At 66.2% G+C, this 22,342-nt stretch carries 19 protein-coding genes; 12 read left to right on the forward strand and 7 right to left on the reverse strand.

The genetic code is table 11. From position 1 onward, the window contains the following. On the reverse strand, positions 1 to 571 hold a 571-nt coding region (locus HMPREF0975_RS01405; protein WP_009232312.1), incomplete at its 3' end, for a DNA-formamidopyrimidine glycosylase family protein. A 12-nt stretch (positions 572 to 583) separates the two neighbouring features. Further along, positions 584 to 1,096, reverse strand: a complete 513-nt coding sequence (locus HMPREF0975_RS01410; RefSeq protein ID WP_009232313.1) for a ribose-5-phosphate isomerase — start codon at positions 1,094 to 1,096, stop codon at positions 584 to 586. A 98-nt stretch (positions 1,097 to 1,194) separates the two neighbouring features. Here HMPREF0975_RS01410 and HMPREF0975_RS01415 point away from each other — a divergent pair, with 98 nt between their 5' ends. The 5 genes from HMPREF0975_RS01415 (at position 1,195) to pepN (ending at position 9,995) form a co-directional block, all read left to right on the forward strand. Then, the gene (locus HMPREF0975_RS01415; RefSeq protein WP_009232314.1) at positions 1,195 to 3,366 is read left to right on the forward strand and encodes a M13 family metallopeptidase; all 2,172 of its coding nucleotides are present in this window, start codon (positions 1,195 to 1,197) and stop codon (positions 3,364 to 3,366) included. 179 nt (positions 3,367 to 3,545) lie between these two features. Continuing rightward, the gene (locus tag HMPREF0975_RS01420; RefSeq protein WP_009232315.1) at positions 3,546 to 4,514 is read left to right on the forward strand and encodes an LPXTG cell wall anchor domain-containing protein; all 969 of its coding nucleotides are present in this window, start codon (positions 3,546 to 3,548) and stop codon (positions 4,512 to 4,514) included. A 159-nt stretch (positions 4,515 to 4,673) separates the two neighbouring features. Continuing rightward, complete coding sequence (locus HMPREF0975_RS01425; RefSeq protein WP_009232316.1) at positions 4,674 to 5,762, forward strand: LCP family protein; 1,089 nt, start codon at positions 4,674 to 4,676, stop codon at positions 5,760 to 5,762. Positions 5,763 to 5,978: 216 nt separating this feature from the next. Continuing rightward, positions 5,979 to 7,223, forward strand: coding sequence for an LPXTG cell wall anchor domain-containing protein (locus HMPREF0975_RS01430; RefSeq protein WP_009232317.1), 1,245 nt, complete (start codon positions 5,979 to 5,981; stop codon positions 7,221 to 7,223). A 177-nt stretch (positions 7,224 to 7,400) separates the two neighbouring features. After that, positions 7,401 to 9,995, forward strand: coding sequence for an aminopeptidase N (gene pepN, locus HMPREF0975_RS01435; protein WP_009232318.1), 2,595 nt, complete (start codon positions 7,401 to 7,403; stop codon positions 9,993 to 9,995). 102 nt (positions 9,996 to 10,097) lie between these two features. On the opposite strand, the gene HMPREF0975_RS01440 is transcribed toward pepN, so the two are convergent. Continuing rightward, complete coding sequence (locus HMPREF0975_RS01440) at positions 10,098 to 11,546, reverse strand: PTS transporter subunit EIIC (protein WP_034471905.1); 1,449 nt, start codon at positions 11,544 to 11,546, stop codon at positions 10,098 to 10,100. Between the two features lie 250 nt (positions 11,547 to 11,796). Between HMPREF0975_RS01440 and HMPREF0975_RS01445 the strand changes: the two genes are divergently transcribed. The 3 genes from HMPREF0975_RS01445 (at position 11,797) to HMPREF0975_RS01455 (ending at position 13,428) form a co-directional block, all read left to right on the forward strand. After that, positions 11,797 to 12,546, forward strand: a complete 750-nt coding sequence (locus HMPREF0975_RS01445; RefSeq protein WP_009232320.1) for a GntR family transcriptional regulator — start codon at positions 11,797 to 11,799, stop codon at positions 12,544 to 12,546. Positions 12,547 to 12,739: 193 nt separating this feature from the next. After that, on the forward strand, positions 12,740 to 12,970 hold the full coding sequence (locus tag HMPREF0975_RS01450) for a glucose PTS transporter subunit EIIB (RefSeq protein WP_009232321.1): 231 nt from the start codon (positions 12,740 to 12,742) through the stop codon (positions 12,968 to 12,970). Beyond that, the gene (locus HMPREF0975_RS01455; protein ID WP_009232322.1) at positions 12,967 to 13,428 is read left to right on the forward strand and encodes a PTS sugar transporter subunit IIA; all 462 of its coding nucleotides are present in this window, start codon (positions 12,967 to 12,969) and stop codon (positions 13,426 to 13,428) included. Before HMPREF0975_RS01450 ends, HMPREF0975_RS01455 begins: the two co-directional genes overlap by 4 nt. 173 nt (positions 13,429 to 13,601) lie before the next feature. Here the strand turns inward: HMPREF0975_RS01455 and malQ are convergent, their stop codons facing one another. Beyond that, the gene (malQ, locus tag HMPREF0975_RS01460) at positions 13,602 to 15,815 is read right to left on the reverse strand and encodes a 4-alpha-glucanotransferase (protein ID WP_009232323.1); all 2,214 of its coding nucleotides are present in this window, start codon (positions 15,813 to 15,815) and stop codon (positions 13,602 to 13,604) included. A 404-nt stretch (positions 15,816 to 16,219) separates the two neighbouring features. Then, positions 16,220 to 16,447: a glucose PTS transporter subunit EIIB gene (locus HMPREF0975_RS01465; protein ID WP_009232324.1), complete on the reverse strand. Its 228-nt coding sequence runs from the start codon at positions 16,445 to 16,447 to the stop codon at positions 16,220 to 16,222. Positions 16,448 to 16,814: 367 nt separating this feature from the next. Between HMPREF0975_RS01465 and ptsP the strand changes: the two genes are divergently transcribed. The 4 genes from ptsP (at position 16,815) to HMPREF0975_RS01485 (ending at position 20,661) form a co-directional block, all read left to right on the forward strand. Beyond that, positions 16,815 to 18,512, forward strand: coding sequence for a phosphoenolpyruvate--protein phosphotransferase (gene ptsP / locus HMPREF0975_RS01470; RefSeq protein WP_009232325.1), 1,698 nt, complete (start codon positions 16,815 to 16,817; stop codon positions 18,510 to 18,512). Continuing rightward, complete coding sequence (locus tag HMPREF0975_RS01475) at positions 18,509 to 19,489, forward strand: acyl-CoA thioesterase (protein ID WP_009232326.1); 981 nt, start codon at positions 18,509 to 18,511, stop codon at positions 19,487 to 19,489. The genes ptsP and HMPREF0975_RS01475 overlap by 4 nt, the downstream gene beginning before the upstream one ends. 35 nt (positions 19,490 to 19,524) lie before the next feature. Further along, a complete protein-coding gene (locus HMPREF0975_RS01480; RefSeq protein WP_009232327.1) occupies positions 19,525 to 19,881 on the forward strand; it encodes a hypothetical protein in 357 nt (118 codons plus the stop codon). A gap of 75 nt (positions 19,882 to 19,956) precedes the next feature. Continuing rightward, positions 19,957 to 20,661: an alpha/beta hydrolase gene (locus tag HMPREF0975_RS01485; protein WP_009232328.1), complete on the forward strand. Its 705-nt coding sequence runs from the start codon at positions 19,957 to 19,959 to the stop codon at positions 20,659 to 20,661. Between the two features lie 307 nt (positions 20,662 to 20,968). Here HMPREF0975_RS01485 and HMPREF0975_RS01490 read toward each other — a convergent pair whose 3' ends face one another. Together HMPREF0975_RS01490 and HMPREF0975_RS14530 are read right to left on the reverse strand one after the other, a co-directional pair. After that, positions 20,969 to 21,673, reverse strand: a complete 705-nt coding sequence (locus HMPREF0975_RS01490) for a M23 family metallopeptidase (protein ID WP_009232329.1) — start codon at positions 21,671 to 21,673, stop codon at positions 20,969 to 20,971. A gap of 156 nt (positions 21,674 to 21,829) precedes the next feature. Next, a complete protein-coding gene (locus HMPREF0975_RS14530) occupies positions 21,830 to 22,285 on the reverse strand; it encodes a peptidase inhibitor family I36 protein (protein WP_009232330.1) in 456 nt (151 codons plus the stop codon). Positions 22,286 to 22,342 lie beyond the last annotated feature (57 nt).

Genomic DNA, 22,342 nt, shown 5'->3' on the forward strand with positions numbered 1-22,342 from the left:
CGGCCACGCCCTCGGCATCCAGCAGCTCGCAAGCGGCCGGTCCCGTCAGGTCGGCCACACCGTGGCGCCCGAGGAGCCGCAACCGCACCGCGCCACGCGGCTCGGGCGGCTCCCAGTCTTCGGGAGCCGGGCAGCCGCGACTGTCGGCGCCCGTTCCCTCGGTGTCCTCACCAGGATCGACGCCAACGGATCCGCCCTTGAGCCCGGCCAGAGCGGAGCCTCCCCCACCCTTGAGAGCGTGCTCGCCGCGCTCGCCGACACGTCTGCGGGGGGCGCCGATGGCATGGGGCGCAGTGAACTCGCGGTCGCCGTCGAAGGTCCACGAGCCGTACAGGCCGAGGTGAATTCGCAGCCAGGTGACGGAGGCGTCGTCGAGGAGCATGTCGGGGCGGGGCCCGAACGGGAGGAAGAGATGCTTGCCGTGGGCCTGACCGCCCAGGAGCACCTGGCCGTCCAGGCGGCTCGCCCCGTCAGCGAAGCGTCCCTGCGGGGAGGAGGCGTGCAGGTTCTGTCCGCCGTAGAGCTCGTTCAGGGCAGCGGCGAGCCGGTGGATGGTGTGGCCCTCCGGCATGCGGCGCTCCGATCAGGCCCCGGCGGGGGTGATGGTGGGTGCGCCGGAGGGGCCTCCGGCGGGGACGGCTCCGTCGTGGATGCGCATCTCATAGTCAGCGAGCTGCGCGATACGGCGCACGTGGCGCTCATCTCCGCTGAAGGGCTCGGCGAGGAAGGCGTCGATGATCGCCAGGCCCGCTGACAGGTCGTGCATACGTCCGCCCAGGGCGACGACGTTGGCGTTGTTGTGCTGGCGGGCCAGTTGGGCGGTCTCGATCGACCAGGCCAGAGCGGCGCGCACCCCGTCGACCTTGTTGGCAGCGATCTGCTCCCCGTTGCCGCTTCCGCCGAGGACGATGCCGAGACTTCCGGCGTCGGCCACCACGGCCTCTCCGCAGGCCAGGCAGAAGGCGGGGTAGTCATCATCTGGGTTATAGGAGTGGGCACCGTGGTCGATGACGTCATGGCCCGCCTCCCGCAGATGCCCGATCACGGCGCTCTTGAGGTCGAAGCCGGCGTGGTCGGAGGCGATGTGGATGCGCATGGGCTGAATTGTGCCTCACGCGAACAGCGGTACGCACCATGAGGGCATGAGCGTCGTCAAGACGCCGGAAAAGACCGGTCCGGGTTAGCGTGTTGGTTATGACTGACGCCTCTCCGATCCAGACCGGCCCTTCCCCCTACTCCGACTCATCATCCCCATCCACCGGGCAACCGAATGGCCCCGCCGGCGAGGTTCTGGCCGGCGTCCTGGAGACGGCCGCCACCGATTCCTCGATCCGCCCCCAGGACGACCTGTTCCGCTTCGTCAACGGCGGATGGCTGGCCACGGCCGAGATCCCGGCCGACCGTCCCGGCAGCGGTGCCTTCACCGTGCTGCGGGACGAGGCCGAGGCGGCCTGCCGTCAGATCGTCGAGGAGCTCGCCGAGGGCTTCTCCGCCGCCTCCCCCGAGGAGGCCTCCCAGGCGCTGGCCACAAACCGGGGCCGTGTCGGCGCCCTCTACGCGGCTTTCATGGACGATGAGCACCTCGAGGCGCTCGGGGCCGGGCCGTTAGCCGGTGAGCTGGCGCCGGTGCTGGCCGCTGCCTCCAAGGAGGAGCTGGCCCGGGTGCTCGGCGGGATGATGCCGATCGGGTTCATGGGCGTCGTCGGCGCCGACGTCGAGGTCGATATCAACGATCCGGAGCGTTACACGAGCTGGGTCGGCCAATCGGGGTTGGGCCTGCCGGATGAGTCCTACTACCGCGAGGAGGCTCAGGCGCCGCTGCGCCGGGCCTATGTGGCGCACGTGGCCAGAATGCTTCAGCTGGCGGACCTCGTGGACGCCTTCGGCTCCTCCGGTGAGGACCTCGCCGAGCGGGTCATGGCCGTGGAGACCGATCTGGCCAAGGGCCACTGGGACCGGGTCGCCTGCCGCGACGTGGAGAAGATGAACAACCCGATGTCCTGGCAGGAGATCGTGGACTCGGCGCCGACCCTGCCCTGGAGGGAATGGCGCGAGGGGATTCGGTCGGCAGCCCGATCCGCCGGAATCGAGCAGACCACCTTCCTCGATGAGGCCATCGTCACTCAGCCCGATTATCTGCCCCACGCGGCCAGAATCTGGCAGGAAACCGACCTGGAGGACCTCAAGGCCTGGGCGGCATGGCACGTCGTTCACGGACGGGCGACCCTGCTCTCAGGCGCCTTCGTGGAGGAGAACTTCGACTTCTACGGCCGCACGCTCCAGGGAACCGACGAGCTGAGGGCCCGTTGGAAGCGCGGCGTCGCCCTGGTGGAGTCCTGCTTGGGCGAGGCACTGGGAGAGATCTACGTGGAACGCCACTTCCCACCGTCGCACAAGTCGGCGATGGAGAAACTGGTCGGCCGGCTCATCGAGGCCTACCGCCAGTCCATCTCCTCTCTGGAGTGGATGAGCCCGGCCACGCGGGCGCGTGCCCTGGACAAGCTGGCGCTGTTCACCCCCAAGATCGGCTATCCGGTGCGCTGGCGCGACTACTCCGCCGTCGAGATCACCCCCGGGGACGTCTTGACCTCGGTGCGCAGTGTGGAACGGGCCGACATGGCCTACTCGCTGGACAAGCTGACCAAGCCGGTGGACCGGGACGAGTGGCACATGACGCCGCAGACGGTTAACGCCTATTACAACCCCACGATGAACGAGATCGTCTTCCCCGCCGCGATCCTTCAACCGCCCTTCTTCGACCCGCAGGCGGACGACGCCGTGAACTACGCGGGCATCGGCGCCGTCATCGGCCACGAGATCGGCCACGGCTTCGACGACCAGGGATCCACCTTCGACGGCACGGGGAAGGTCAGCGACTGGTGGACCCGGGAGGACCGGGAGGCCTTCACCGAGCGCACCAGTGCGCTCATCAGCCAGTACGACGCCTACACTCCCGAGGTCGTTACCGCCAAGCACAAGGCCGCGGGCACAGCGGAGGGGGAGATTCCGCACGTCAACGGCGCCCTGACCATTGGAGAGAACATCGGCGACCTGGGCGGCCTGGGAATCGCCCTCAAGGCCTACGCCCTGGCGCTGGCCGACGCAGGTATCGGCTCGGTCGATGAGGCCCCCGTCGTCGACGGACTGACCGGCCTGCAACGCTTCTTCTACTCCTGGGCGAGAATCTGGCGCTCCAAGAACCGTCCGGACTACGCCGAACTGCTGCTGACCGTGGACCCGCACTCGCCGGCAGAGTTCCGCTGCAACGGAATCGTGCGCAACGTCGAGGCCTTCTACCGCGCCTTCGAGGTCCAGCCCGACGACGCCCTGTGGCTGGCACCGGACGAGCGGGTGTCCATCTGGTAGACGGCCCTCTCGATTCATCGACTCCGTGAGAGGGATCACGGCGTTCTACGCCGAAGCGGACACTTCGTTCACAGATAACGATGGATCCTCTTCTCATTCAACGCTAGGGTGGAATATAACGCGGTGATACCCCGGCTCACCGGTTGCCACCTGTTTTCCCCGTACACCTAGGAGTACTCATGCGTCTCGGACGCCCCCTTGCCGCCGCGAGCGTAATGGCCGCAGCGATTGGCGCCTCCCTTGCTGCCTCCCCCGCCTTGGCCGACGGCACTATCAAGTTCGCTGACGACCAGCAGAACATCGTCAACCCCTCTGATACTGCCTTCTCGGTCGCCGGAACCGGCTGCACCGGCAAGGACGCGGCTGTTGGCATCGCCCTGTACGCCCCTGACGGCACCATCTCCACCGTCGTGAGCACGGAGCCCACCGCTGAGGGCAACTGGTCCACCACGCTGAACATTCCCGAGCTGGTCAAGTCGACCGGCGTTGAGGCCAAGACGGATGGCACGGCCGACGGCTGGTCCATCGGCGCCGGATGCGTCACCTACGGCGGCCAGCAGCAGGGCCAGGACCAGAAGGCCATCGCCTTCGACGACACCGACGTCGACGGCACCTTCGAGATCAGCACCGACCCGAACGGCGCCCAGACCTTCACAGTTGACGCCACCGGATTCTCCCCCAATGAGGAGGTCACCGTTTCACTTGTCGGCAAAGACGACCCCAGCATCACCTACAACATCGGTAAGGTCACCGCCGACGCCACGGGCAAGGTGCATGGCACCCTGCCGGCTCCCACCGGTGTTGCCGACGGTCAGTACCTGCTGACCCTCGAGGGCGCCCGCTACGGCGAGGCCGCCACCAGCAAGAGGGTCATCACCGTCAAGAACGGGGCCTTCGACCTCGGCGAGGCCGCCGACAACGGCATTGGCGGTAACGGTAACAGCAACGCCACCGGCGACCCCACGACCCCCAGCAACGGCGGCAACAGCGCGAAGGCCCCGGCCAACACCGGTGCCACCCAGGCCGCTTCCACCTCTAACAAGCCGCTGGCCAAGACCGGTGCCAACGGTCTTCTCTTCGGCGGCATCGCCGCGGCCCTCGTGGCCATCGGTGGTGGCGTCCTGGTCGTGCGTCGCCGCAAGGCCTGACAGCATCTTCCCAGGATGACTGGGAACATTTCCCGTCGGGGAGACGGCGCCGCCGCGCGTCGTCTCCCCGACGAGCTTTCACCACCCGTAGACGGTGCGCGGCAGGCAGGCGACCGCGCACGACGCCATGAACCTTCCCCCGGGGCTGACACTGAGACCATGGACTCCACCTCCGACGACGAGAGCACCGACAACTCCCCAACGACGTCCAAGGACAACACCTCCGACGCCGTCTCCCACCTCCATCAGCGGACCCGTCGGGGTCGAGGACCACGGCACTGGTCGAAACGCCGGAAAGTCACCGTTGCATTGACCTCCGCGGTGGCTGTAGTCGCTATTGCCCTGGGAGCCGATGTGGCCGTCTTGGTTCATCGCCCCACGCGCGTCGACATCGCCATGCCCTCGACCTCATCGCCGACAGCGGGCGAGACCTGGCTGATCCTGGGAACGGATTCCCGCGCCACCGTGCCGGGAGATCAGAACCGGTACGGGACCACTCAGGACGTGGAGGGCTCGCGCGCCGATGTCATCGCCCTGATGCGCCCGTCGGAGGCGGGGCTCACGGTCATCAACCTGCCCCGGGACCTGACCGTCAACAGCAAGGGCATGGAGCTGGACCGTTTGGCCACCACCTACATCCCCGGACCGCAGAACACAGTCAACGCGCTGTGCACCGGGCTGGGAGTCCCCACCACTCATCTCGTCACTATCGACATGGCCCAGTTCGCCGACATCATCGACTCCCTGGGCGGTATTGAAGTGGACATTCCCGAGCCGGTGCGGGACGCCTACACCGGGCTGAACCTCACTTCCGCCGGTACCCGCCGGCTTTCGGGCATCGACGCCCTTGCCCTCGTCCGCTCCCGTCACCCGGAAATCCTGCGCGACGGCACCTGGGTAGCCATGAGCGAGGCCGACGGCGCCCAGCGCCGCAGTGAGTCCACCACCATGGTGATGCAAGCTGTCCTGTCCGCCGTCGGACAGAAATCCGGCAATCCCCTGGCGCTCCATCAACTGGCGCACACGGTCGCCGGCAACATCACGCTCGACTCGGGAACCGGCCTCGGCGATCTGATCGCATTGGGACGTCGCGTGTCGAAGGCCAAGAAGGCCGGCTCCACCACGATCATCGATCTTCCAACAGGGCCTCGAGACGAGTCCATCATCGTCTCACCCAACCAGGAGTCGCGAGACCTGCTGGCCCAATACGGGTACACTCCCAAGACCTGCCGCCCGGCAAGCTCCTGATCGCTCCACCACCGCAAGAGTTCCGCATCACCGCAACGCTACGCGCGCACCTTTGACATACATCGCCTTTCTCACGTGAGTGACGACACCTTCCGAAGTGATCGGTATCACATTTGAGACCTACGCCCTTGACCCATTCCTCGTTACGGTAGATAACAAGCCGGTGAAGAATCGGATCGCCGGCAGCTTTCGTTCCCCGTAGACCTAGGAGGACACATGCGTCTTGGACGTCCCCTGGCCGCAGCGAGCGCGGTGGCCGCAATGACCGGAGCCTCTCTCATTGCCTCCCCCGCTCTCGCCAACGACTCCAACAGGAACAGCACGAGCAGCCCGACCAGCTCCAGCAGCCCGAGCCCCAGTGAGAACGCCCCGAGCCCCAGCAGCTCCAGCGAGAGCCACTCGAGCAGCAGCTTCAGGATCACTCAGGAGAAGACCTTCGTCTCCGCCAGCACCAACAGTTCCTTCACCGTCTCCGGGACCGGCTGCACTGGACAGCAGGCCACCGTCGGCATCGCACTGTACGCCCCGGACGGCACCGTCTCCGACATCGTCAAGACCGAGGCGGCCGCGGACGGCAGCTGGTCCACCGATCTCGACCTGGCCGCACTGATCAAGTCCATCGGTTCCTCCACCGCGACCACCACCGATGGGTGGACCATCGGCGCCGGATGCATGACCTACGGCGGCAAGACCGAGACTGTGCAGACGACCACTCAGCAGCAGACCCAGATCTTCTTCGACGACACGCGCATCTCCGGCTCCTACGAGGTGTCCGCCCGCACGGAGACACAGTCCCAGACCTTCACCTTCAACGCCCAGGGGTTCTACGCCGGTGAGACGGTGACTGTGCTCCTGAAGCACAAGAGCGACTCCAGCATTCGCTACACCCTTGGAGAGCTGACGGTCGACGCCAACGGCAACCTGGTGGGCAACCTGCCCGCGCCCACCGATGCTGCCGACGGTGAGTACCTGCTGGTTCTGACCGGCTCCCACCACGGTGAGACGGCCACCAGCAAGACCATCACCACGGTTTCCAACCATACCTTCACCATCAAGAACTCGGAGCGCTCCACCAGCGAGAACGAGACCACCGAGAACAACGGTGGTGGCGGGGAGACCCAGACCAACGGCGACTCCTCCAAGACCACCGAGCGCTCCACCAGCGAGCATGAGACCACCGAGAACAACGGTGGTGGCGGGGAGACCCAGACCAACGGCGGTGGCGAGGACAAAACCACAACCGACCAGCAGGTCAACAACCAGACCAACCGCAGCAAGAGCGTGAGCTCGGGTACGAAGGAGTCCTCCTCCAACACCAGGGCCGCCGGTGAGACGAACACCAACAACGGCAAGTCCCTGGCACACACCGGTGCCAACGGCCTGATCTTCGGCGGAATCGCCGCGCTGCTCGTGGCGATCGGCGGGGCGGTCCTGTTCCTCCGCCGTCGTAACAAGGCCTGATCACTCTTCTCAACCTTTCCTGCACCACCGGAACTGCCTCCGACGCCGGGGAAGACGACACGCATTGCGTCGTCTCCCCGGCGTCGTCGTGGACTGCCAACACTCCCTCCTGAATCGGAAGGTGAGACAATCGCCCGGCGCCTATGAGCCACACACCCCTTTCAGACAGGAGTTCTTATGCCTGGTCAGAACCTGACTCGCCTCGAGGCCGCTAAACGCAGCGCGACGGTGCATACCCGGAGCTACGACGTCGTCCTCGACCTCACGCGCGGTGAGACGCTCTTCCGGTCCACCACCACCGTACGGTTCACGGCCACGCCAGGAGCCTCCACGTTCATCGACCTGATCGCGCCGACCGTCCGCTCCATCACTCTCAACGGGCGCGCCCTCGACCCCACCGAGGTCTACGAGGACTCACGGATCGCGCTGATGGACCTGACCACGGACAACGAGCTGATCGTCGACGCCGACTGCGCCTACATGCACACCGGAGAGGGCCTGCACCGCTTCACCGATCCTGCCGACGGCGAGACCTACCTCTACAGCCAGTTCGAGGTGCCCGACTCCCGACGGGTCTTCGCTGTCTTCGAGCAGCCCGATCTCAAAGCCTCCTTCACCTTCACCGTCACCACCCCGGCGAGCTGGACGGTGCTGTCCAACTCCCCCACCCCCGAGCCGACCCGGACAAGGGCGTCCGACGGCTCGGGAGAGGCCCGTACCTTCGCCTTCGCCCCCACCGAGCCGATGAGCTCCTACGTCACGGCCATTGTGGCAGGCCCCTACGTCGGCACCACAGACGAGTACGTGGCCAGCGACGGGCGCTCCGTGCCCCTGGGGGTCTACTGCCGCAAGAGCGTGGTCGAGTACATGGACTCCGAGGAGATCCTGGACCTGACCAAACGAGGCTTCGCCTACTACGAGGAGCTGTTCGCAACGCCCTACGCCTTCACCAAGTACGACCAGATCTTCGTGCCCGAGTTCAATGCCGGGGCGATGGAGAACGCCGGCTGCGTCACCCACCGCGACGACTACATCTTCCGCTCCCGACCCGTCGAGGCCCGCGTCGAGCGGCGCGCCGTGACCATCCTGCACGAGCTGGCCCACATGTGGTTCGGAGACATGGTGACCATGACCTGGTGGAACGATCTGTGGCTCAACGAGTCCTTCGCGGAGTTCACCTCCACCCTGGCCACCGCCGAGATCACCCGATGGAACCAGGCCTGGACGACCTTCCAGACCCTGGAGAAGGGATGGGCCTACAACCAGGATCAGCTCAGCTCCACCCATCCGGTGGCCGCAGAGATCAACGACCTCCACGACGTCGAGGTCAACTTCGACGGCATCACCTACGCCAAGGGCGCCTCGGTCCTGGCCGCGCTCGTGGGATACGTGGGCAGGGACAACTTCTTCGCCGGTATCCAGCGCTACCTGGCGGCACATGCCTACGCCAACGCCGAACTGAGCGACCTGCTCCGAGAGCTGGAGGCGGTCTCGGGCCGCGACCTGAGCGCATGGACCCGGCTGTGGCTCCAGGAGGCGGGGGCGACGACCCTGCGCACCCAGGTCACCGCCAACGCCGACGGCATCATCACCCAGGCAGCCATCCGCCAGGAGATCCCGGCCGATTCGCCCGCCTCCCTGCGCCCGCACCGGGTGGCGATCGGTTCCTACAGCCTGACCGGCCAGGGCGCCGAGGCGCGTCTGGAGCGCACCGGCCGCATCGAGCTCGACGTCGATGGAGAGCTGACGCCGGTTCCCGAACTGGTCGGCACCAGACGGGCCGACATCCTGGTCCTCAACGACGACGACCTCACCTACGCCAAGGTCCGCCTGGACGAGGACTCGCTTGCCCGGGGGCTCGCCCATATCGAGGCCTTCACCGAATCCCTGCCGCGCTCGATCGTCCTGGCGTCGGCCTGGGACATGGTGCGCGACGGCGAACTCGCAGCTTCCCATTTCCTGAAGGCGGCGCTGCGGGCACTGAGCGTGGAGGAGCACTCCTCGGTCATCCAGGGGCTCCTAGGACGGATCACCACCTGCTTGTCCGGTTTCCTGCCCCCGGCCGTGCGTCGCGATCTCGCCCCGGGGACCGCCGACCGGCTGCTGGAGCTGGCCCAAGCAGCCACGGCCGGAAGCGACAAGCAGCTCCAGCTGGTGCGGGCTCTGTCCGCCCACGCGGTGACGGACGAGCAGCTCGACGCCATCACCGGACTTCTGGAGGGGACCACAGCTCTTGACGGGCTCGACGTCGACCAGGACCTGCGCTGGGACCTGCTGACCGGACTGGTGGCTGCCGGCCGCTTTGGGGAGGAGCAGATCCGCACCGAGGAGGACCGGGACCGTACGACCACGGGGCGTGAGCGCGCCGCCGAGGCCCGCGCCGCCGTCCCGACGCCGGAGGCGAAGCAGACTACATGGAGGGCGCTCGTCGATGACGCCTCCATGCCCAACGAGACCCAGGTGCGCGTGCTGCGCGGCCTGGCCAACGTCGAGCGCCATCCCGAGCTGCTGGAGCCCTTCGTGGCCGAGTACGTGGACGTCATCGACTCCGTGTGGTCCTCGCGAACTTTCCACATGGCGGAGAACCTGCTGACGGGCCTGTGGTCCTGCGTCACGGTTGGCCTGGACGGGGCGGATCCGGCCTCCGCCCTGGAGGGGTGGCTGAGCTCCCATGCCGAAGCACCAGCGGCCCTGCGACGGATCGTGCGCGAAAACCTCGACGACACCTGGCGCACGGCCAGGGCTCAGGCCGCTGAGATCAGCGGCCGGTAACCCCGCCGGGTCCCGCCCGGCGGGGATCGGGAGACGCACTGGCCGGGGCCGGGCACATCATGTGCCCGGCCCCGGCCGCCTCTGTGCTGATCGCCGGATCGGTCAGCGCTGGTGCGGATCCTCGTCCCGCTTGCCCGAGGACTTGGCGGCAGCTGCCTGGGCGGCGGCGAAGGCGTCGACGTCATCATCCTCCCGGCCGGGAGTCTTGAAGTTGAACCTGATGATGAGGAACCGGAAGAGGAAGTAGTAGATAACGGCGTAGACCAGGCCCATGATGACGATCATGAGTGGTCCGCGGACCACGCCGCCGGAGAGCTCGGCGGACTTGCCGAAGTTGAGCAGGTAGTCGATCGCCCCGGCGGAGAAGGAGAAGCCGTCCTTGGCGCCCAGGAGGTTGGCGACCGCCAGGGACGAACCGGTCAGGACCGCGTGGACGGCGTAGATCGGGAAGGCCACGTAGGCGAAGGCGTATTCGAGGGGCTCGGTAATGCCGGTGATGAAGGCGGTCAGGGCCACAGAGATCATGAGGGCGCCGGTCGCCTTGCGCTTGGCAGGCTTGGCGGTGTGCCAGATGGCCAGCGCGGCGGCGGGCAGGGCGAACATCATGATCGGGAAGAAACCGGTCATGAAGCTTCCGGTCCACGAGTTCGAGCCGTCCACCCCTTGGAAGAAACAGGTGAGGTCACCGTGGGCGGTGCCTCCGGAGGCCGTTTGGCAGGATCCGAGTTGGAACCAGGGCACCGAGTTGAGCAGGTGGTGCAGGCCGAAGGGGATGAGCAGGCGGTTGACGGTGCCGAAGACGAAGACCGCCAGGGCGCCGGCGGCACCCTTGGAGTTTCCAGCGTTGATGAGCCAGCCGCCGAGCTGGTCGTTGATGAGCCAGTTGAAGGCGGGGTAAAGCGCCGACATGACCAGGGCGATGATGAGCGCCGCGCCGGAGGTGACGATCGGGACGAACCGGCGCCCGCCGAAGAAGGCCAGCCAGTCGGGCAGCTTGATCCGGTAGTACCGTTGCCAGAGCAGAGCAGCGACGACTCCGATGATGATGCCGCCGAGGACCCCGTAGTTGATGGGCGTCTGGGTGGGGATGTCGCAGAGCTTGATGCCCTGGTTCCAGGGTCCCACCTGAACGATCTCCCCCTTGGCCGGATCGAAGCTGTGCAGGCAGTCGAGGGCCTCCTGGCTGAGGGGCTCGGGCTTGCCCATGACAATGGGGGACATGATCCAGGTCACTGCTCGATAGATGAGGTAGCCGAACAGGCCGGCCACCCCGGTGGAGCCGTCAGCCTTCTTGGCGAAGCCGACGGCCACGCCGACGGCGAAGATGAGGGGCAGATTGTCGAAGACCGCCCCGCCGGCTGCGGCGAAGATGTCTGCGACTGGCTGGAGCCAGGAAAGGTTCCGGGCGAGCCCGTCGGCCCCCAGCATGTCCGCCTGCCCTAGGCGCACCAGCAGACCCGCAGCCGGAAGGGTGGCAATGGGCAGCATCAGCGACCGCCCCAGCCGTTGAGCGAGGGCGAAGGCACCGCTCGTCTTCTTCTTGTCTGACATGATGTTCTCCAAAGTGGAATCAAGCGGCAGCACTGCCGCGTCAGAGATAGTCACCATGACGGTGGTGGTCTAGACGGATCGACACCGAGCACGTCTGGTCCAGTACCACCAGAAAAACCTATGGAACCTTCAATGTCAAGCATTAAAAGCGCTCTTCAGCCATAATGAAGGACGCGACGGAGCGAAAACAATGGTCGCGACCAGTTCACCTCTCCGACCGCCTCCACCCATTGTCAACCAGGGGAGCCCCATGCCCAAGAACCCAGGCAAGAGACCGGCGAAGTACGTCATCGTGCGCAACCACCTGCTGGAGCTAGTCAGGAACGGACTCGCCAACGGCTCCCCAGTCCCCTCCGAGCGTGAGCTGTGCGAGCGGTTCGAGGTCTCCCGGATGACCGTACGCCAGGCCATCGACACGCTCGTCGTCGACGGCATCCTGGAGCGCCATCAGGGCAAGGGCACGTTCGTCGCACCCCCGAAGCTCGATCTGCAGGTTCGGCTGACCTCCTTCACCCAGGAGATGCAACGTCGTGGAATGGAGCCCGGAGTCGTCATGCTGCTGGCGGAGACCGTCCCCGCCGGCGAGAGCGTGGCGGAGGCGCTTGAACTGGAAGCGGAAGCCGAGGTCCACCACCTGCGTCGCCTGCTGACCGCCAACGCGATCCCCATGGCCATCGAGGAGAACTGGATTCCCGCAGCGCTCCTTCCCGATCTGCTTCGCACCAGCCCGAGTTTCTCGGTCTACGCCGAGCTGGCCCGGGCCGGTCTGGCGCCCGAATGGGGCGAGGACATGATCGAGGCCCACGCGGCCACCGCCCAGGAGGCCGCGCTACTGTCGGTCCCAGAGGACGCCCCGACGCTGGACATCACCCGGCGCACCTTCCACGAGCACTGCGCCATCGATTACTCGCGCACCCTGTTCCGCGCCGATCGCTACACCCTGTGGGTTCCGGTGGCCGCCCCGAAACCGGCCTTCCGCCCCTCCCGCCCCTCGTCTTGAAAAACAGTCGTCGATCGGCACTGGACAAGTCCATGACGGCCTGTAACATGGATTACTGGTATGGACCACTAGTCCGGCACCGGCGAAGGGGCCGCACCCGACAGCGCATCCCTTTCTCCACTTCCCGACGATCCGCCCCGGCACTATTACGCACCCAATCCCGGCACCCGTCCGGCCCACCCAGGAGGAACCCATGTCCCAAGCCCAGAGCATCGTCGACGCCCTCGGAGGATTTGACAACATCGTCGAGATCGAACCCTGCATCACCCGCTTGCGCTGCGAACTCGAGGACGGCTCCCTGATCGATGAGCCTGCCCTGAGGGCCGCAGGTGCGCACGGGGTCGTCAAGCTCGGCGAGATCGTTCAGGTCGTCGTCGGACCCAACGCAGACACGCTCGCAGAGGACATCGAGGACCTGCGGTGAGCCTGGCCGTCCGGTCCCCCGTGGCCGGCGTCGTCGTCGGCCTCGATTCCGTTCCCGATCCTGTGTTTTCAGGCCGGATCGTCGGCCCGGGAGTGGCCGTCGCCCCGGATCGTACTAGCGGTGAGGAGGTGACGGCCCTGGCCCCGGTCGGCGGGACCATTGCCAAGATCCACCCCCACGCCTACATCATCACCACCGATGAGGGGCGCAGTGTCCTGGTCCACCTGGGGCTGGACACCGTGGGTCTGAGGGGCAGGGGCTTCACCCTCCTGGCCGGTGAGGGCGAGGCGGTCGACGCAGGCCAGCCCGTCATCACCTGGTCCCCCGCCCACATCGAGGAGCATGGGCTCAACCCGATCGTTCCCGTCATCGCCCTGGAGGGCGATGAGTCCGCACTGGGGCCCATCCGGCCCGGACGCAAAGTGGCAGCGGGCGACACGCTCATGGATTGGGCCTGAGGCCGAGTGCGCATCTCCGCGCCCGGGCTCTCCCGTCCTCGCGGAGGCGAGATCCAACGGCGCACGCACCTGAGCCAGGGGCCGAAGATTAACGGATGATGCGGTGCCGGCCGTCTGGATGACGGCCGGCACCGCGATGCGTCATCAGCCCCAGGATGTACGAGGCGATCGGTTCAGTCCTGTGAGGTCATTTCCTCGCGCACGGCGGACAGGAGACTTCCCAGCCGGGTGTTCCCGGGCAGGTCGTCGACCAAGACGACCTCGCCTGCGCCGTCGGCCAGGGGGATCCTCCAGTTGGGGTACTCCTGGTCGGTGCCGGGCTGGTTCTGGGCGCGCCGCTCCCCCACTCCGTCGACCAGTGCGATGCCGACCAGGACCGAGGGGGTGCGCACCACGTAGCGGTGCAGGGCCTCAACCACCTGACGCTCCGTGGGTGAATCCCCCAGCAGACCGTGCTCGCGCAGCCGGGCCGTCATCCGGTCGCGCTCGATGCGCGCTTCGGTACGCACCTGCTCGACCGGCTCGGTGAGTAGTCCGAGCCTCTCGCGCAGCTCGACGTGCTCGTCGGCGAGGTAGCCGGCGGTCGGGGGAAGATCGTGGGTGCTGACCGTGGACAGGGCCAGGCGGCGGTAGTCCTGGGGCTGGAGGGGCCAGCCGTCGTGCTGCTTCTCGAACCACAGCACACTAGTACCCAGCACACCCCGACTGGCCAGATAGTCGCGGGCCCAGGGCTCCACGGTTCCCAGATCCTCGCCGATGACGACGGCACCGGCCCGGTGGGCCTCCAGGAGGACGACGCCGAGCATGGCCTCGTGGTCGTAGCGCACATAGGCGCCATGGTCGGCCCCCATGCCCTCGGGAATCCACCACAGGCGGAACAGGCCGATGACGTGGTCCACGCGCAGCGCGCCGGCGTGACGCAGTACCGTCCGCGCCATGTCTCGCAGTGGGGCGTAGGCGGTGCGAGCCAGGTACTCGGGGTTCCACGGCGGCTGAGACCAGTTCTGCCCCTGCTGGTTGTACATGTCCGGCGGAGCGCCCACGGTGACGCCGGAGGCGAAGGCTTCCGGGTTGGACCACACGTCCGCTCCCTGGGAGTGCACTCCCACGGCGAGGTCGTCCATGACGCCCAGGGCCATTCCCGATGCCAGGGCCTCTGCCTGGGCGCGGGCCAACTGCTCGTCGACGATCCACTGCAGCCAGGCGAAGAAGTCGATGCGCTCGGCCAACAGATGGGCCTCGTTGGCCACGTAGGCGGAGTCCGCCTCACGCAAGGTGGTGGGCCACGTCTCCAGGGGGCCGTGCTTCTCCACCAGCGCGCTCCACAGGGCGAAGCGCTCGAGCCCCTCGCCCTGCTCAGCCCGGAAACGTTCGAAGTCGCGCTGGCGGGAGTAGGAGCGGCCAGCGGCGAAGATGACCTCCAGCGCCTCGCGCTTGGCCTTCCACACCGCGTCACGATCGATAGGCTCAGCGCTCAGATCGCTGTCCTTGACCTCCTCGAAAGCCCATTGCACCAGCGAGCGCTTGGGCCCGGACAGTCGGGCGACCTCCGGGATGTTCTCCGGCCGGATGTAGAGCGGGTTGACGAAGCGCCGGGTGACGGGCAGGTAGGGCGAGGGGGTCATCGGCGCCACGGGCTCGGCGGCGTGCAGCGGATTGATGAGCAGGAAGTCGGCCCCCTGGTCTCCCAGGAAGGAGACGAGCTCGGTGAGGTCATCGGTGTCACCGGTCCCCCAGGAGGCCCGCGAACGGATCGAGTAGAGCTGGGTCATGACTCCCCAACCGCGGTCTCCGAGCGCCTTGGGCAGATCAAGGTGGTTGGGAGTCACCGCTAGGGCCGAGGCCACCGTGACCGTTTCGGAATCGGCATCAGCCGGCGGGGCGGCGTGCGCCCCCTGGAGCGCTGCCTGGTCGGCGGAGCCGGGGCTGACCTCGGCGACGATTCGGTGCCATCCCAGGGGCAGATCGGCCCCCAGGATGAAGGAGGCGCGCCCCCGCTTGACCCCGTCGACCTCCCTGGGCACGGTCCAGTCCTCGGTCTGGGTCAGCTCGCGGACCTCGCCGTCCTCGAGTTCGACCCGCACCCGTACCTTGGCGCCGTCGGGCACGTAGACGGGGACAGTGGACTCCACGCCGCCGCGTGTGACCACTGTGGGGGCGAGCGTCTGACGCCAGGGAGCGTCCTCGACCTCCCGCAAGGACTGTTCGATCTCCTCGTCGGTGCGCGCCCGCACGCCGAGTGCGGCGAGCACGGCCTTGAGGGTGGCGCTTGAAGGCGAGGCAAGGTTGCCGTGGTAGTCCCAGTACTCGGTGGAGACACCATATGCCTCAGCAAGATGCTTGAGGCTCTCAGAAGCAGGTAACTGGTCGTCGTTGAACTCGTTCATGTGCGTGGGTCAGCCTTGCGTGAGCAGATGTGCGGTGGGTGCCGTGGAGCATGTTGTGCGCTCCACCGTCAACCCTAGGGGGACTGGTAGGTTGGAGCGGGACACGGGCGCTAGGAGAACTAGCAATGTCTAAGTGTGCCCTAGCTGCTCACAGTTGTGCACCCTGCCGCACCGTGTCAGCTGACGTTTTGCTGCAACAGTTTCACCATCGCGCCCCGGGATCGCGCCGCCACGGATGATGAGCGGCGGCCCCGTGTGTCCAGGACCGCACAGTCGATTGGACGACTGGTGAGACGGCTGCCCGGGCCCCGCCCCGACGCCGTCGGGCAATGGTGGGTCGCCCGGTTCCGACATGCGGATGTCGGAACCGGGCGACCCAGAAGACATCGGCGGGCGGCTCCCAGTCAGAGGGACGCGATCTCTGAGGCGAGGGTATCCGCCGTCGGACCGACGACGACCTGGACGACGCGACCCGAGCGCACCACGCCGAAAGCACCGGCCGCCCGCAGCGCCTCCTCGTCAACCTTCGCCTGGTCGGCGACCTCCACGCGCAGACGCGTGATGCACGGCTCGAGGTCGGTGATGTTCTCCTGGCCGCCAAGACCGGCGACGATGTCAGATGCAGTGCTCATGGCTACTCCTTCTCGGTTCCCGTCCTCACGCAGTTCCCGTCTGTCATGCGGTCGGCCGGGCGGCTGAAGCTCTTCGTGGTCACGATCACTTTATCCCACCTCCGCGCCACTCGCGGCGAGGGCGCGGAACCGAGACGACGAAGCGGCGGCGGTGGGGATGAGACGGTTTTGCCGCACGAAGAACGGCTCCACCGGCAGACGCCCCTCCCCTAGCGATGCTCCCTCGCGTAACCTTATGGAAACGCGATAGATGCCTTGGAACCGGCACTGGAGGAAACTTTATTCCCCTGGCGGAAACGTCTCATTCAGGCCGTAGTCGGGGCACAATGAGCGATGATCCCCTTTCGTCTCCGATGAGGAGCACCACATGACAGCGTCCGACACCACTTCCACAACCCTGTCCGGCATCGGTGTGAGCCCTGGCCTTGTGGCCGGCCCCGTCGCCAGGATGGCACCCCCTATTCCTGAACCTGAGATCGCCACACTCGAGCCCAGCCGTGACATCGAGAAGGAGTGCGAGCGCATCGCACTGGCGGCTCAGCAGGTCAAGAAGGGCCTGGAGCTGTCCGCCGCCGAGGCCAAGGCCGAGGCCCGCACGCTCCTTGAGACCACAGCGCAGATGGCGGCCGATCCCACTCTGACCTCGACGGCGCAGGCCATGGTGCGAGAGAAGCGCCTGGTTCCCGAGCGTGCCGTGTGGGAGTCTGCGGGGACACTGGCCACCATGCTGGAGTCGCTGGGCGGCTACATGGCTGAGCGCACTCGTGACGTGCAGGACGTGCGCGACCGTATCGTCGCCGTCTTGACCGAGTCCCCCATGCCGGGCATCCCCCGTCTGCCCGAGCCCTTCGTGCTCGTGGCCGCCGACCTGGCCCCAGCCGACACCGCGCTGCTGGATCCGGAGAAGGTCATCGCCTTCATCACCTCCGAGGGCGGGCCCACCTCTCACACCGCCATCCTGGCGCGGGCCCTGGGTATGCCGGCGATCGTCGGTACCGGCGAGAAGGTCACCGATGCGCTGGCCGAGGGCGACATCGTCCTGGTGGACGGCACCAAAGGAACGATCACCATCAACCCCTCCGAGGATGCCCTGAGCCGGGCCCGCGAGCTGGCCTCGCGCGTGCGTGTCTTCAACGGCGACGGCGCCACCAAGGACGGCCACGAGGTCCAGCTGCTGGCCAATGTCGGCGATGCGGCCGGCGCCCGCAGTGCTGCGGAGGCCGGCGCGATGGGAATCGGCCTGTTCCGCACCGAGTTCTGCTTCCTCGACCAGCCAGAGGAGCCCACGGTGGAGGCTCAGGTGGAGGCCTACCAGGGCGTTCTGGAGGCCTTCCCCGGCAAGAAGGTCGTCGTGCGCACCCTCGACGCCGGAGCTGACAAGCCGCTGCCGTTCCTGACCGATGCCACCGAGGCCAATCCGGCGCTCGGCGTGCGCGCCTACCGGACCACGCGCCGCGACCCCGAGGTGCTGGAGCACCAGCTCGAGGCGCTGGCCAAGGCTGAGGCCGCTACCGAGGCCAAGGTGTGGGTCATGGCCCCGATGATCTCCACAGCGGATGAGGCCAAGGCGTTCACGGAGAAGGCGCGCTCCTACGGCTTGAAGACGGCCGGAATGATGATCGAGGTGCCCTCCGCCGCGCTCATGGCGGACAAGCTCTTCGAGCATGCGGACTTCGCCTCCGTGGGCACCAACGACCTCACCCAGTACGTCATGGCGGCCGACCGCCTGCTGTCCTCGCTGGCTGACCTGTCCACGGCCTGGCAACCGGCCGTGCTTCGTCTGATCGGCACAGCATGCGAGGGAGCCTCCCCCAATGGCCGCCCGGTGGGCGTATGCGGTGAGGCCGCTGCGGACCCGGCACTGGCAACCGTGCTGGTGGGCCTGGGTGTCGCCTCGCTGTCGATGACGGCACGTGCCCTGCCCGACGTCGACGCCGTTCTGAAGTCCGTCACCCTCGACGAGTGCCGGGAACTGGCCAAGATCGCCATCGCCGCGGCCACCGCCGAGGACGCCCGCACAGCCGTGCGCGCCAAGCTGCCGATCCTGGAGGAGCTCGGTCTGTGACGGTCCCGTATCCCGTCCCCGCCGCCACGGAGGAGCCCCTCGGTTCGGTGACCCGAGTCCTCGGCCTGGCGGCGGGAGACGGGAGGGACGTCTTCACCGGCGGTTCTCTGCCCCAGCTCTCGGGTCGGGTTTATGGCGGCCAGGTGGTTGCCCAGGGCATGCTCGCCGCAGCCGCCACGGTCGAAGACGACGGAGACGGTGAGCGCCTACCGCACGCGGTCCACGCCTTCTTCATGCGGGGCGGTCAGCCGGACAAAACGATCAGTTTCGCCGTCGAGCGGCTGCATGACGGGCGTTCCTTCTCTCAGAGACGCACCGCGGCGTCTCAGGAGGGCGCACCGATCCTCACGATGCTCACCTCCTTCCAGGAGGAACAGGAGGGGGCTGACATTCACGTCACTGCTCCCTCAGTGCCGCGGCCTGAGGACCTGACGAGCGCCCTGGAGATCTTCCGCACCATCGATCACCCGGTGGCGCGCTTTCTGGGGCGAACGGCGGCATTCGACCTCAGGCACGTGGAGGGCAACCTCTATCTGCGCCCTGCCAAGGAGCGAGCCGGCGTCCAGCACCTGTGGATGCGTTCGCGCAGCCGTATCCCGGAGCAGACCTCCCAGACCGTGCACCGGGCTCTGCTGGCCTACGTGTGCGACCAGGTCATGCTGGAACCGGTGCTGCGCAGCCAGGGGCTGTCCTGGCGCAGCGAGGGCATGAGTCTGGCGACTCTCGATCACGCCCAGTGGTTCCACCGCGACGTCAACATGGGCGACTGGCTGCTCTACGTGCAGGATTCCCCCTCCTCACAAGGCGGCCGCGGGATGGCGCGCGCCCAGGTCTTCAATTCATCCGGCAGGCTCGTGTCGACTATCGCCCAGGAGGGCATCGTCCGTGTACCCACGGACTCAGCGACCGGCGCCGGATCAGGCCGTTGGCGGATCCGCATGGGCGAGGGCGACGACGGCAGCGCGCTCCCCGGCTGACGCCTTTTCCGCATTTCTATCGTCTCAAACGGCTCATGGCGGTGATTGCTATGCTTCAGGTCCTCAACGCCATTGCTGCCACTATCAGCATGACGTCGTCGCTGCTGATCGTCTTCCGACCTCAGATCATGAGTAAGTCGCGAGAGGTCAGCCCCGGGGAGAGGTTCTTCGCTCAGATGTATGCGGCTCGAGCGGTTCCCTTTGGCATGGTCACCGCAGTTGTGCCTTTCGTCGCAGCTTCAGACGTTACTATCGTCAGGCTGATCCTCATTGCTGCAACGGTGGTCCAAATCGTCGACGTCGGTATCGGTATCCGACGCAGAGAGCCGGCCATGATCGTTGGTCCATCAATCGCGGCAATCATTCACGGCACTATGACATGGTGTGCCTAAGATAAAGGTTTCCTCATAGGAGTCACTACTGCTTTTGCTGTTCACAGAATTCTGGCTCTGAAGGAGAGATGATTCATGGGCACCGAGCCGGAGGAACTTGTCCTTGACGGAATCCCCGCCTTGAGGTGGGGAAGGCCCGGTGGGCGGGCCGTTATCGGCGTGCACGGCCGGTTGTCGAACAAGCGCGATCCCGTCATGGCGCAGTGCGGCGACGTGATTGCATCGCGGGGCGACCAGCTGATCACCTTCGATCTGCCCATCCACGGTGATCGTCAGGACGATAAGGCCTTCAACCCCATGGAGGCGAGTCCCGAGGTGCGGGCGTTCGCGCAGCTGGCCCGCAGCCAGTCGACCGAGGTCGGTCTGCTCGCGAACAGTATTGGGGCCTACTTCTCCTTGTGTGACACGCCTGCCGGGATCTTCGAGCGCGCTTGGCTGGTGTCGCCGCTTCTTGACCTCGAGTACTACATCCGGGACATGATGGCCGAGTGCTCGGTGACAGATGAGCAGCTGGAGGCAGAGACCGTGATCAACACGCCTCGTGGGGTGCTCGAGTGGCCCTACTTACGTTTCGTCGAGAAGCATCCGGCGAGATTGGATATTCCCAGTTGGATTATTCGCGGCGACCAGGATGAAGTGGTCCCCCTGGACGCCCTCAGCCGGTTCGTCGGCGCGCCCGGGGTCGAGCTCGTCCAGATCGAGGGTGGTCAGCACTTCCTTGGCCAGCCCCCGCATCTTGACACAGTGGTGGCATGGTTCGAGGAACGCTATCCGGCGTGACAAGGACCGTTTGGTGCCTGCCATCCTCAGGAGGGCCTGCGATGATGAGCAGCCATGCTGGCCTCGGGGTCAGATGAGGCGGGGTGGGAACTGCGTTTTCCGTCCAGGACGCACTTCTCCTACAAATGACTGCCACCGGATCTCAGAGGTTTGCAGGAAAACGCAGTCCTCGCCGGAAAAGTACGCCCCCGATCAGATCCAGCGCACCGCACCATAGGCTCATCCCCTACTTCTCGTCGCCACCAGGCCGCAGCAGTCCCGCGACGGATCGTCACGCCAGATCTGAGAGTCATTCTATGGCGTCATATCAAAGTCGAGCGATGACCGCGCCCTGCTCAGGGCAAGCCTGCTCACGCAGCGTCCACGGGGCACCTTGCCTCGGACGGTATTGCTGGAACTCGTCGAAACGAAGCGGCATACCTTTCGCGGCATAGGGATCAGGGCTGTCCATCGCCTGAATGTGGAGATGGGGCTGCGTGGAGTTCCCGGAGTTCCCGCATCTGCCGATCTGATCGCCAGCACTCACCCGGTCACCAGGCGACGCTTGAACGGAGCCTCGCTGAAGGTGCACAAGTCCAACGTAATAAGGGCATTCTGCAACCTGGATGATGACGTGATTCCCAAGGACCGCGGTCAGTCCCCGCCGAATCCTCCGGGACTGACTCAACCCGTACGGGACGAGCGTCAGTATCGAGCGGCGCGCCTCATGGTCGGGTTCGCCGTCGTGAACAGACACCACGGTTCCTGCGACGGGCGAGTACAGGGGGCGCCCGAAGGCGTAGAAGAGCTCTGGCGGTTCAGTGGCAAAGACCGTGCGCAAGCTGCGCGCTGGAGCCGTGCGACCGTCATCGTCGACGGCGAGGAAGTCGAGCGCGTACGTGGTGCCAAACAGGTCGGTCCCGTGGCTCGGGACGCGGCGCGTGGGACTGACCTCGGTCAGCCACCGCCCGTCGAACGGAAGCCTCCCTATGACACCGCCGTCAGGAATGAACCCCGGTGTCTTCCTACTCATCGCGACACCTCCCAATAGGCACTCTAAGCACGGTCAATGTTGCCAGGCAAGGCGAGTGAGACGCAATCGGGGGTGTTTATTATGAGAGTGGTGCCAGTCGACGTCTGTTGAAGTCGACTGGCACCACCGTTGACAACGATCCCCTGTCAACTCAAGCTACACGGCACACACCCCATTCATGCACTGCCTAAAATTGCTGATAGAATGCGATGCATTCTCATTCTTGAGGTCAGGACGGAGGTTCACCGGCTCACCATCAGGAATTGTTTGACTAGGCCCCGAGTAGTTAGAGTTGTAGTAAATGGTCACCGGCTGGCCCGTCCGATTCCAGACCGAGGCCACATTGTTCTTCACACACTCACCTCGACCATTTCCGTCCCCCTTGAACTCATAGCAATTGGGCTGACTGCCCCCATAGTTTGGGACGGAACTACTGAAGTCGGAAACCGATCCTTCCCCGTTGCTGTTGTAGTAGAAGCAGACCTCCCCGTCATCACAGACGCCGTCCCTCTCAGCAGCACTTGCCGCCGAGGTCGGAATCAGGAAAGCGCCGGCGGTAAGCAAGAGAAGTGAGCCGGCACTTGCGATACGGCGAGCCATTGTCGCACCCATGATGATTATCCTTTCAAAGTGGCGGAGTACTCGAGGCGGCACCCCGACCGCACGAGG

Origin of the sequence: Actinomyces sp. oral taxon 849 str. F0330 (genome assembly GCF_000239715.1) — a bacterium.
GTDB lineage: Bacteria > Actinomycetota > Actinomycetes > Actinomycetales > Actinomycetaceae > Actinomyces > Actinomyces johnsonii.

Coding starts and splice junctions, on each gene's coding strand:
- HMPREF0975_RS01410 (WP_009232313.1), bottom strand. CDS start 1,096: ATGCGCATCCACATCGCCTCCGACCACGCCGGCTTCGACCTCAAGAGC.
- HMPREF0975_RS01415 (WP_009232314.1), top strand. CDS start 1,195: ATGACTGACGCCTCTCCGATCCAGACCGGCCCTTCCCCCTACTCCGAC.
- HMPREF0975_RS01420 (WP_009232315.1), top strand. CDS start 3,546: ATGCGTCTCGGACGCCCCCTTGCCGCCGCGAGCGTAATGGCCGCAGCG.
- HMPREF0975_RS01425 (WP_009232316.1), top strand. CDS start 4,674: ATGGACTCCACCTCCGACGACGAGAGCACCGACAACTCCCCAACGACG.
- HMPREF0975_RS01430 (WP_009232317.1), top strand. CDS start 5,979: ATGCGTCTTGGACGTCCCCTGGCCGCAGCGAGCGCGGTGGCCGCAATG.
- pepN (WP_009232318.1), top strand. CDS start 7,401: ATGCCTGGTCAGAACCTGACTCGCCTCGAGGCCGCTAAACGCAGCGCG.
- HMPREF0975_RS01440 (WP_034471905.1), bottom strand. CDS start 11,546: ATGTCAGACAAGAAGAAGACGAGCGGTGCCTTCGCCCTCGCTCAACGG.
- HMPREF0975_RS01445 (WP_009232320.1), top strand. CDS start 11,797: ATGCCCAAGAACCCAGGCAAGAGACCGGCGAAGTACGTCATCGTGCGC.
- HMPREF0975_RS01450 (WP_009232321.1), top strand. CDS start 12,740: ATGTCCCAAGCCCAGAGCATCGTCGACGCCCTCGGAGGATTTGACAAC.
- malQ (WP_009232323.1), bottom strand. CDS start 15,815: ATGAACGAGTTCAACGACGACCAGTTACCTGCTTCTGAGAGCCTCAAG.
- HMPREF0975_RS01465 (WP_009232324.1), bottom strand. CDS start 16,447: ATGAGCACTGCATCTGACATCGTCGCCGGTCTTGGCGGCCAGGAGAAC.
- ptsP (WP_009232325.1), top strand. CDS start 16,815: ATGACAGCGTCCGACACCACTTCCACAACCCTGTCCGGCATCGGTGTG.
- HMPREF0975_RS01480 (WP_009232327.1), top strand. CDS start 19,525: ATGGCGGTGATTGCTATGCTTCAGGTCCTCAACGCCATTGCTGCCACT.
- HMPREF0975_RS01485 (WP_009232328.1), top strand. CDS start 19,957: ATGGGCACCGAGCCGGAGGAACTTGTCCTTGACGGAATCCCCGCCTTG.
- HMPREF0975_RS01490 (WP_009232329.1), bottom strand. CDS start 21,673: ATGAGTAGGAAGACACCGGGGTTCATTCCTGACGGCGGTGTCATAGGG.
- HMPREF0975_RS14530 (WP_009232330.1), bottom strand. CDS start 22,285: ATGGGTGCGACAATGGCTCGCCGTATCGCAAGTGCCGGCTCACTTCTC.